Origin of the sequence: Novipirellula aureliae, from assembly GCF_007860185.1 — a bacterium.
GTDB classification, from domain to species: Bacteria; Planctomycetota; Planctomycetia; order Pirellulales; family Pirellulaceae; genus Novipirellula_A; species Novipirellula_A aureliae.
Genome location: NZ_SJPY01000004.1, coordinates 226,610 through 237,104, shown reverse-complemented (window position 1 = coordinate 237,104; position 10,495 = coordinate 226,610). Strand labels below are relative to the sequence as shown.

At 52.7% G+C, this 10,495-nt stretch carries 9 protein-coding genes; 3 read left to right on the top strand and 6 right to left on the bottom strand.

Going from position 1 to position 10,495, the window contains the following annotated elements:
• Positions 1–192: 192 nt before the first annotated feature.
• Together Q31b_RS13330 and Q31b_RS13325 are read right to left on the bottom strand one after the other, a co-directional pair.
• A complete protein-coding gene (locus tag Q31b_RS13330; protein WP_146600185.1) occupies positions 193–1,377 on the bottom strand; it encodes a hypothetical protein in 1,185 nt (394 codons plus the stop codon).
• Positions 1,378–1,511: 134 nt separating this feature from the next.
• Positions 1,512–2,840, bottom strand: coding sequence for a rhomboid family intramembrane serine protease (locus tag Q31b_RS13325; RefSeq protein WP_146600184.1), 1,329 nt, complete (start codon positions 2,838–2,840; stop codon positions 1,512–1,514).
• A gap of 256 nt (positions 2,841–3,096) precedes the next feature.
• Between Q31b_RS13325 and Q31b_RS13320 the strand changes: the two genes are divergently transcribed.
• Positions 3,097–3,390 carry a hypothetical protein gene (locus Q31b_RS13320; RefSeq protein WP_146600183.1) on the top strand — a complete coding sequence of 98 codons (294 nt, stop codon included), beginning with the start codon at positions 3,097–3,099 and terminating at the stop codon, positions 3,388–3,390.
• Between the two features lie 68 nt (positions 3,391–3,458).
• Here the strand turns inward: Q31b_RS13320 and Q31b_RS13315 are convergent, their stop codons facing one another.
• The gene (locus Q31b_RS13315) at positions 3,459–3,764 is read right to left on the bottom strand and encodes a hypothetical protein (RefSeq protein WP_197171484.1); all 306 of its coding nucleotides are present in this window, start codon (positions 3,762–3,764) and stop codon (positions 3,459–3,461) included.
• Here Q31b_RS13315 and Q31b_RS13310 point away from each other — a divergent pair.
• Positions 3,669–3,965, top strand: a complete 297-nt coding sequence (locus tag Q31b_RS13310; protein WP_231617547.1) for a GxxExxY protein — start codon at positions 3,669–3,671, stop codon at positions 3,963–3,965. The genes Q31b_RS13315 and Q31b_RS13310 overlap by 96 nt on opposite strands.
• A gap of 43 nt (positions 3,966–4,008) precedes the next feature.
• On the opposite strand, the gene Q31b_RS13305 is transcribed toward Q31b_RS13310, so the two are convergent.
• From Q31b_RS13305 to Q31b_RS13295, 3 genes are all read right to left on the bottom strand, one after another.
• On the bottom strand, positions 4,009–4,245 hold the full coding sequence (locus tag Q31b_RS13305) for a hypothetical protein (protein WP_197171482.1): 237 nt from the start codon (positions 4,243–4,245) through the stop codon (positions 4,009–4,011).
• A 482-nt stretch (positions 4,246–4,727) separates the two neighbouring features.
• On the bottom strand, positions 4,728–5,468 hold the full coding sequence (locus Q31b_RS13300; RefSeq protein WP_231617546.1) for an ABC transporter ATP-binding protein: 741 nt from the start codon (positions 5,466–5,468) through the stop codon (positions 4,728–4,730).
• A 1-nt stretch (position 5,469) separates the two neighbouring features.
• Positions 5,470–7,083, bottom strand: coding sequence for an ABC transporter permease (locus Q31b_RS13295; protein WP_146600181.1), 1,614 nt, complete (start codon positions 7,081–7,083; stop codon positions 5,470–5,472).
• A gap of 367 nt (positions 7,084–7,450) precedes the next feature.
• Between Q31b_RS13295 and Q31b_RS13290 the strand changes: the two genes are divergently transcribed.
• Positions 7,451–10,480 carry a dockerin type I domain-containing protein gene (locus tag Q31b_RS13290; RefSeq protein WP_197171480.1) on the top strand — a complete coding sequence of 1,010 codons (3,030 nt, stop codon included), beginning with the start codon at positions 7,451–7,453 and terminating at the stop codon, positions 10,478–10,480.
• The last annotated feature ends 15 nt before the right edge of the window (positions 10,481–10,495 follow it).

The following is a 10,495-nucleotide window of genomic DNA, read 5'->3' as shown; positions in this document are numbered from 1 at the left end:
GCGTACAACATCGTCTCCATCGCTACAGGGTCAATGCCAGTCCCCCCATCATATACGTATCAGCCAGTGAAAACACCCACTTTTTTTGTGAAGGCTGCTAGGAAAGCAACGCGTGTGTACAAACGTTGACCACTCCGTAAACGTCGCCCCAGTTGCTCGCCGGGTCTGTTTTTGCTCGCCGGGTCTGTGTTGCTAGCACGACTCGACCGAACCTACTTCCCATTTCGAGATCGACCTTAGACGCGCGGCTTCGCTCTCGGTTGCGACGAAGACACGAACCTGGTCAGCAGAGAACTGCATCAGATCAACCGATCGATCCGCCCGCCATTCCCGCTCTGCGGTCCAGTCGAAGGTTTTTCCTCGAGCTTGGAATCGATATTGGTCAGCTCGATCGATCGTAGGTCGTGTCGCGTGATCGCCATAGAGGACCGGACGAATCCCAATGCGTCTAGCCGCTTCGAGATCGATTGCGATGCCGTACGGTTCTCCGTCCCACCGTCCGACATGCGACCGGTATATTCGTTTTCGCAAACACTCGGCAAGCGAACGTTGAGAAAAACAGACGACCGGATAAGCCTTTGCACTGGTGACCGCATTTGCGATGAGGCGGCGTTTTTGAACGATCCGAACCAAAACATCAAAAGCCGTACGCTGAGTCACACCCGCATCGCCAAGCAACATTTCGTCTTGATACTGCTTCACCGTTTGCCCTGGCCACGCTCCTGTGCATCCTCGCGTGCAATGGATCAACCATCGATTGGCATCGTGAATCCAAGAGGGCGAAGAATAATCGATCGAGTCAAGCTCAGCACGTCGAGCTACCATGTCATCGAAATCATTCCGTGAGCCCGTTAAGAACCATCCGATTGCACCGGAGTCAATCAATTCAGCAGCAGCGTTTTTCGGTTGGTTGATCACCGCAACGCGTGTTGAAGCCGATCGCTCGGTCTTGATTCGCTGCTCGAGCGCGGCGGCGATTTTGCCTTTGGGACGAACGTAGACGGCGTCGACTCGGTCAGCAATCCCCAACAAGAGTTGATCGCGAGACAATCGCTTGTTGGTATAGATGGAGCAGTCATAATCCGCCAGTGAAGGACATTTCTCGTCAACAAAAAGCCGCGTGATAGGAATGCGAAACAACTCCGCAGCACGCATCGCCAATGGTTCGATGGCCGAATTTGCTGCGACCAAGAGGTGAGCCGATCGGTGGCGAAGATCCATCATTCGGTGCGATAAAAATCGACACACCTGACGATGTAGCTGTGCGTCATGCCCCAAACGACTCGACGTGATTGCGACGAAGCAATCGGGTTGTGAAAAAAGGGCCTGCGAAGAAAACGCCTTCGGATCCAGTTCGATGCCGGTACAGACTTTCAACCGTGAAAGTCGCTTCTTAAAAAGCGGATGGACACGACAAAGTCTTTCCACAATACGTTTGCCTCCAGCCAAGGACACGGCAAGTTCGATGAATGTATCATTGCGGAATTGGAGGACAAGTCAAGACGATGCATCTACTTCCTTGCGGATGCGAGCAATTGGTCTCGCTTTTTGATCAGCGCCGCCGTTTGGTTTTCGGAATCTTTGATCTGTAGTAAGGTCTGTATGGCGAGTTCCGGTTTCTTCATAACGGTTAATTGGATTTGCGAGATTCGAATTCGGGATGGATCCGCTAATTCTCTGTTGTGGTTGGCAATGATCGTCAGTGGATGAATCGCTTCGAGCCAACGTTTTCGCTTGCCTAGCAAGGAAGCATACGCGAACAACGTACGGTCGGATATCGCGGAAGAGAGTTTCAGTTGTTCGATTCGGGCGAACGCTTGCTCGGCCGTTGCCATCGTTTCCGTTTGGATCGATTGACGCAGCGTAAACGCCAAGCGATTGAAATCGGGATGTGCCGACACGTTGGGAGCGGGTTGCTGCGCCGCGACCCCAGCCCTCTTTCTTGAAAAAAGATTGGGCATTCGCGATTGCGTTTTGGCTTTGACAGCTGGGACCACAGGGATGGCCGCCGCCGTTTTTGACGCCACTACCGTAGGTGTCTGTACCGCTGCAGTGCTTGAGGTACGAAGGGCTGCCGACATGGGGTCATCGGTGCTCTCGGTTTGACGGAGTATTCGTCGGCGTTGCTTCTCACTACAAAGCAACTCGTACTCTTGCAAGAACGGATTCCGTGATATCACATCCCATCCTTCACAGTCCACCAAGCCTTGACGAAGCATAAGCACGCCAATCGGCAGCCCTATCGCAGCACCAATCATGTGTAGCATTTCGGAAGACATCGAGAATCCGCCAAGAAACAGAAAAGCGACCTGCATAAAGACAAAGGTCGCACCGAGTGCGATGATGCGGATTTCGGCTGTACCGAAGGTGAAGAAGATCATATAGAAGCAATCGACTTCATTCTCGGGTGCCCACAACATCGCGATCACCATCAACCCAAAGATCACTCCCGACGCTCCCAACGCAGCTCCTTCGCCGCTCAGCAAAAACATTGGAACTTGTACAGCAGCCCCATCCATGGCAGCGATTAGAAAGTACAATCCCGTGAACATGGCTGTGCCGATCTTGCCCTCGACCACGATCCCGAACGCCCACAGAAAAAACATGTTGCCAAGCAAGTGCATGAAACCGCCATGCATGAATGCATTACTGATCCATTGAAACGGATTGATTTGGTTGAATTGAAGGATCAAGAACTCGACCGACTCGATCTCCATATTTCCAAACAGGACCTGCGCCGTCGTGGCAAAGAAAATCGCGACATTGGCAAAGATGATCGTCCCGGTAGCGATCGGCCAATGATAAAGCGGTGCATCGGTGCCGTAAGGAAGGAACAACATGGAACAACTCAAGCGAAACAGTGCGGCGGCAGAACACGTCTCAGTCTATCCCACCAAAGTGCTCGAATCAATTCTCCGAATCGACCTGGCATAAGACAACAGACCATCGAGCCGGATTAATGAGAATAAGTGCCGATTAGTGTTCCAAGCTTGTATTTTGACCCTTCAATCCATCCAACGCTGTCCTGCAAAGGACCAGCCAAGTCACTAAGCGATGTACGGCAATCACGATCCCACCCTCAAATAAGAGTTTGTCATGCAGCGTTTTCAAACCGTAATCGACTTCATTCGCCCGGTCATATTTCTGACGACTGCGATGGTCGTCCAAATGTTTTTTTCCGTAAATGTGAACGCGGTTTCGTCGGAGACGCCGAACGTGATCATTCTCTTCATTGACGACATGGGCTATGACGACATCCATCCGTTCGGCGATACCCACGACGCGACACCGAACCTAGATCGCATGGTCTTCGAGGACACCAGCAACCCCTCGAAGCCGTCGTCGCTAACGTCACAACCACCTAAACTCCGTGCCTTCGTGCCTCTGTGAGAGCCCCGCCGTCCGGCAATGAATCTCTCACAGAGGCACGGAGTCACAGAGGGAACGCTTCGCGAAGATCAAGACTGACCCCAACGAAGTCCTCCGCGGCAATTATCGACGGCGCTACGGAAGCACTCAATGCCAAGCTCAAATTCATCGTACGCCTTCCCAATATCGCCCTTCAGAAACAGCGTCAGCGTAGCGAGCAATTTTTCACTGTCGGAATCAACTCGTTCTTGCACGTCTGATTTGTTTTCGATCCACTGATCGTCCAGGTCCTTGAACGCTTGACTGAACGTCTTAATGCGGTCACGCAAGTTGTCGTTGAGCTTAAGGCAAAGTCTGCTATCCATCCGATCGACAAAGCGCAAACGCTCTCCCATTTTAGATTGACGGGTCTGCAAGTTGGGCTGCTGATCAATTTCCATGAAGTGAAGTGGGTCGACGGTCTCAAGTCGCTTTCCGGCGGTGCCGACAAGATCGCCAGCCTGATCCCCATGGTCTTCGAGGACGCTAGCAACTCCTCGAAGCCGTCGTCGCTAACGTCACGACCGCCTAAACTCCGTGCCTTCGTGCCTCTGTGAGAGCCCCGCCGTCCGGCAATGAATCTCTCACAGAGGCACGGAGTCACAGAGGGCGCTTCGCGAAGATCAAGACTAGTATTGAAAAAGCTAGCAAATCTAAAGAGAAAAATTCCGCAAACTGTTGCAGATACTTTTCGATCCAGATTTTCCGGTGGTCGAAGTTTTTGCCGGACACTTGGTCATTTCCCATCAGGAAACAGCGTCGGCAGGTCCGATTGTACAGATGGGCGATAACGACCTCTTGCGGATCAAACACCTCGCTACGTGCCAACCGAACCATCACACACCTCCCGAGAGAAAAGCGTCAGCAGAATCACCAGAAATCGTATACCTCGGTTAGGGAATGCTTCGCGCGGGTCAGACTTGATCTTCGGTTTTCGTTCAGTGAAAACCGAAGACCAGACTGACCCCGACGAAGTCCTCAGCATCGCAACCAATCCACTGGGCAACACGCCCGCGTTAAGGCGATCCATGATGGCGGCAATCCATCGACAATGGAGGTTGTGATAAATCCCAGATCGGACGCGAGTCCAGTCGTGCAATGGCATGACAAAGTTCCTTTCCCGAAGTCCCTGTATCATCGCTAATTGTAGTGAGGCCAGCGTTGGCTGTCGACAAAGCTCAGCGAGCGTGTCGTTTCGCGGCGATTGTCACTCTGCTCTCCGAGCGGAAAGCGTTCTCGGACCGGGAGAGCGAAAGTCTTGGCGACTTTCGCTTGCTACAGTGCGTCAGGATCTTTAACAAGATCCACTACCTAGGATTCTAGGCCGCTCGTACGACTTTGCCGTTTGTCTCGAGGAGTCCGTCTTGCATGCGGTAGCAGACATCGGCGTTATCGGCGATCGAATCGTCGTGCGTAATCATCACGATGGTCAGATTCTCATCGCGACTAAGCCCGACGAGTAACTCGAGGATCGATTCGCCTGTTTCGGTATCGAGGTTACCGGTCGGTTCGTCGGCGAGTAGTAGCGAGGGGTCAGTCATCAAAGCTCTCGCGATCGCTGCCCGCTGCATTTCTCCGCCGCTCATCTCGGCCGGTCGATGAGTCGCACGGTGTAACAAGCCAACTCGATCGAGCATCGCTTCGGCGCGTCGCTTGGCATCTTTGCGATTGCGAAAGTAGTTCCACAAACTTTGCCCGATCATCATCGGTGCCAGGACATTCTCGATGGCCGATAACTCGGGCAACAAATGATAGAACTGGAAAATGATGCCGATATCTTGGTTTCGATACGCATCTCGCTTCGCGCGTGGTGCATTGTCGATCCGCTTGCCACAAAAATGGATCTCGCCCGAATCGGGCTGATCGAGTGTGGCCAACAGGTGCATCAAAGTACTTTTGCCGCTGCCCGATCGTCCAACCAACGCATTCACTTTGCCTGCAGTGATATCGACATCAACGCCGCGCAACACCGGAACTTCAATCTTGTCCTTGTGGTAGCTCTTGTAGACGTTGCATGCCCGAAGAACAAATTCAGAGTTCATTTTCTTAGTCGCTTTCATGCTATTCAAACCTCAATGCACGGACCGGATGCATGCGTGCAGCACGCAGTGCTGGTAAGACACTCGCCATCGCCGCAATCGTGACCGCACCGGCCATCACCCATACCAAGGTAAATGGATGGATGATGGTGGGAATTTCGGTAAAGTAATAAACCGTTGGATCAAAGACTTCTTGACCGGTGATCATTTCGATCACTCGAGCGATCTTGTTGATGTTTTGCACGAACAACAGCCCGCCGATCAGGCCCGCACCGCTGCCGACGATGCCAAGCAGTAAACCATAGCTGAGGAAGATACTCATCACACCTCGGCCCGAGGCCCCAAGTGCTTTGAGTGTTCCGATGTCGCGTGTTTTTTCAACGACGATCATAAAGAAGGTGGCAAGAATCCCAAAACCTGCGACGGCAATGATCAGAAACAACAAGATGTTCAAAATCGTCGTTTCGAGTTGGACCGCTGACAGCAGTGGTCCCTGCATATCTTTCCAGGTTTGAATGTTGTAGGCATAGATCTCCGCTGGAAATCGTCGGCGAAGCTCATCGCGAACTTCGTTCAAGTCCGCTCCTTCGATCAGTTTCAGTTGGATCGTCGTGACGCTGCGGATGCCCGTTTGGGGATCGATCATGCCGCGGAAATCTTGCAATTGATCAAGTCGGACAAAAGCAAACGTGCTGTCGTATTCACTCATGCCCGATTCGTACAGATCGACGACGGTGAATTTTTGATTGATGACCTTGGCGTTATCCGACGCATTGGGAAACATCATCCGCACGTCGTCGCCTGGTTTGGCGTAGTAGTAATCACGCACCACATTTTCGGCGTCCCGTTGCTTCGTCGTGCAAGTGGAGATGCCGAGAATGATCCCAGGGTATTGATCGACGGCCGGATCGAATTCTTTGGGCGCGTCGCCGTCGGTGCCTTCCATCATCTCGGGTGAAAAGAAAGGCGAGATCGTCGGCCCGCTGCTGGCGGTATTCGTCGCATCGGGTGTCGCTTTGGGTGTCTCCGCTGGCTCGCCATTTTGAATTCGCTTCTGCCGATCGAATTCGGCTAGTCGTTTGGCATTGAGCGTTTCGACTCGTGCCCGTTCAACTTCGAGCGCTCTCTCGTAATTTGCACGAGCCCGTCGATAGCTCCACCCCGATGCGGGAAAACCATCGCGATCGGGCGCAAAGCCGTCTTCTCGCAAATCGAAGCTGACACGTTCCTTGTTTTCGGGGTGCATTAAGAACTGTCCGAATTGGCTAACGTTGTCGTAGGTTTCGGAGTCAATGCCGACCAAGTTGACGTGACGAGCGATTTGCTGGCCATTGAATTCAATCCCCAACATACTCGGCACATGGACGCTGACCGAAGAGCCCGCAATCTTGTCACCACAAACCGCTTCGATTTCGCGGAGGTGATGCTCTGGATCGGGCATTCCGCCACTGAGGTGGCATTCGATCAAAATGTCGGAGGCCAAGCCGTGCAACCGATCATGCATTTCGGCTGAAAAACCAGCCATCACACTGTTGACGACAATCAAAGTCGCAACACCGAGCGTGACGCTAATAATCGATGCCAAAGCGATATAGCGAGTCCGCAAATAGCGGAAACAGAGCAACCAACGATACATAGCCGTTCCTTCGGCAGACAATAGAAACCATTCGTTCTGAACCAGACACGGGCGGAGTGTAGAGCAGTTGGGCCAGCAACGTAAACGCCAATCTAAACATCGATCGCGAATTATTCGGTCGGGGATCATTCGCGTCCCATTGCTTCCAGCCTGGATATTGCTGCCGTCCCTGACTGGAAACCGAGTCCCTGTTTGTTGCGGCGAAGCTAAAATGGGGTGAATTTCAATCTTTGCCCCGCGATAACAACACGATTCCTCGCCAATCAGCCATTCACTTGGTTGATCATTCCAACCTTAAGGCGTATCCTAAGTGCGTATATGGAACACTGGATTCTTTTTTCTACTCTGAAATTACGGTATGTGTCCGATGCCCTTCAAAACAATTGTTTCCGATACGTCGCACGACAAATTAAAAACAAAAGCGAAGGCATCTCGGCGGGCGAAGCGACGAAGGCGGTTTGGGCGGTTTGAAACCTTGGAGCCGCGATTACCTCTTTCCGCCAGCTCGATCGATGGGCGAGCGTTTGTCGATGTCGGTCCATCCGACAATGTTGCCTTGGACCAACCTCGCGTCACCGTGCAATTTTTGACCGAAGAACCTGCTCCGAATACCGAACCGGCGGGGAATACCATCGTCGGTCCCAATACCCTCAATTCTTGGCTCTTGGACACCGGAGCCAACACGACGTTGGTTTTTCAGTCCGCAGTCGACGATATGACCGGTAGCGAGCCAACGTATGAAACCGTGGGAAAATTCGAAGAACTCGGCGTGGGTGGGTCAAGTCTTTTTGATATTTCGGAATCCTATGTTTTCGATTTCGCAGGTGCCAGCGGTCAACGCAATCGAATTCTCGACACGCATGTTATTTCGAATCCGGACAAGGATGTCAGTATCTTTGGTCCTTATGGAATCGTCGGAATGCCAGCGATGACGGAACGGGTCACCACGGTGGACTTTACGCCTTGGACGACCGTCGTCGGAACCAATCTATTTCTGGGAACCGATTTTCACGAAGCGGTTCCCGAGCCGGCTGGTGAGCGGTACACGGTCCGTGTGGACAATCGGGTCGAGTTTTTTCCCGATGACGCGGTGGTCGAAGGTGATGCGGTTCCCGCCTGGGCCGATCTACCGTTCTTGACTGCTGAAATCAAGTCCAATGATTTGACCACCCAAGGTAATTTCCTGTTCGACACCGGAGCTCAGGTTAGCATCCTTAGCAATCAATTGGCATTCGATGTCGGACTTGATACCAATGGCGACGGTGTGCTCGATCAGAATGACGCGGGCTATGCTCGCTCCGAGACGATCAGTGGAATCAGTGGTTCGACAAGCGTGCCGGTCTTCTTGATCGATGAGGTCCACGTCCCGACCACACAAGGTCCCGATTTGGTTTGGACCGATTTGCAGTGGTTGATTTTGGATATCCATCCTGACATCGAAGGGATCTTTGGTTTCGATAACATGACCAGTGGTTGGGTCGAAGGACTTTTCCAGGATGGCCAATCAGGCTACATCATGCAATCGCATTTTGACTTTCGTGGTTGGGAAGCGACGGGTCAAGGCGAACTCCATTTCGACCTGAATCCCGAGTACGCAACGCTTGTCGACCCCAACGGCCCTGGCGCCTCGGTCGTCGAAAGTGGCGGTGTGACCATCGTTAGCGAAACGGGTGTCGATGACACCTATCAGATTCGTCTGACCGAGCCGCCGCTAGCCGATGTGACGGTTTCCTTCACAGGGCACGCCGGTCAAGTCGATGCCGTCGATGCAAACAATCTGGCGAACCACTTTGTCGTATTCACGACTCAAAATTGGAACATCCCACAAACGGTTCGGGTCCGAGCCATTGATGATTCTGATGCAGAGAGTTACCGGCGATCCTTTATTCGCCAAAGCAGCACCAGCACCGATCCGAACTACGATGGTGTCGGCATGCCGCGAATCTCGGTTGGCGTCATTGACGACGATTACGCAGGCGTGATGTTGATCCCCTCCGATGGTGACACCACCGTTTACGAAGCGGGTTCGACGGACTATTACGATGTTGTCTTAACGACGGCTCCGACGGAGAGCGTTTCGATTCAGATCGAACAGACGGGTGGCCAAATCACAGCCGTCAGCGAAACAACCGGCTCAGATACGCTGATATTTGGGCCTGGAAATTGGTCGCAGCCACAACGAGTTCGTGTCACTGCGGTGGACGATTTGATCGCCCAGGGTGATCACTTTGCTTATCTCAGTCATAAGATAAACACAACCGATTTGTCCTATGCAGAAGCGTTCTTATTGCAAGAGAAAGTAACGATCGTCGACAACGATTCGCTCGAGTCGAGTGTGATGGGTCGCTGGGTAGCCTACGGCGGCACGACGGCGGATTACGGTGAGGACGCGATCGATACGAGCAAAACGGCGTTGCGGACTCCAGGAACGCTGGCGTCAATGGCCAACTATACAAATTACATGAAGGGTTTGAACCGTGTGATGATCGACATTGCCAACCTCCCAACAGGCACCCTCAACAATGTAAGCGATTTTGAGTTTCGCGTGGGCAATACGGAGGATCCCAGCGACTGGGACCTGCTCAGCGGAGACGCGTTACCAACGATCTTACCAGCAGTGGATCTCGGTGACGACGTTTCACGGGTGACATTGTCTTGGGCTGACGATGTTGCGATCAAGAATCGTTGGTTGCAAGTGACGGTGAACCCCACGGACGATACCGGATTGGCCGTCGCCGATGTGTTCTATTTTGGCAACCAAGGTGCGGACGTCGACGGCTCCGTTTCGATAAACGGAACGGTGACGGTCAATGTCTTCGACAGCCTCGACATCCGCTTCAACCAAAGTCCGAGAACCAACAGTGTCGGCATAAACCATGCCTGGAGTGTGTATGACATCGATCGCAGTGGATCGGTCAACGTGTTTGACATGCTCGATGCAAGATTTAATCAGATGCCATCGGGTGGTCTACGGCTGATTACCCTCCCGCTCGCCCCACCTTCGCAGGAGACTCCGTCACTAGCGATGATCCAACAAAACCAATTGAATCCACTCGATGTCAACGATGATGGCATTGTCAGCGCCTTGGACGCTTTGATTGGAATCAATTATCTGAATCAGCCGCAAGCATCGACCGGCGTGCAGAGTGTTGCAGCAGGCGAATCCGTGACTCAACGTTTTCACGATGTAAACGGTGACGGCCAAATCACGGCTCTCGACAGCCTAATCGTGATCAATCATTTAGGACGCACCTCGACTGCGGAACCTGAGCCAAACGGCGCATGGATGCAAGTCATGATCTTGGAGACCGACGACCCGTTCGATTGGACCAGCGAGCAAGACGAACTCAACGAATCCGCCTTAGACTTGATCCTTCAGCAATGGGGAAACTCCTAAGGGCGGCGTCGCTTT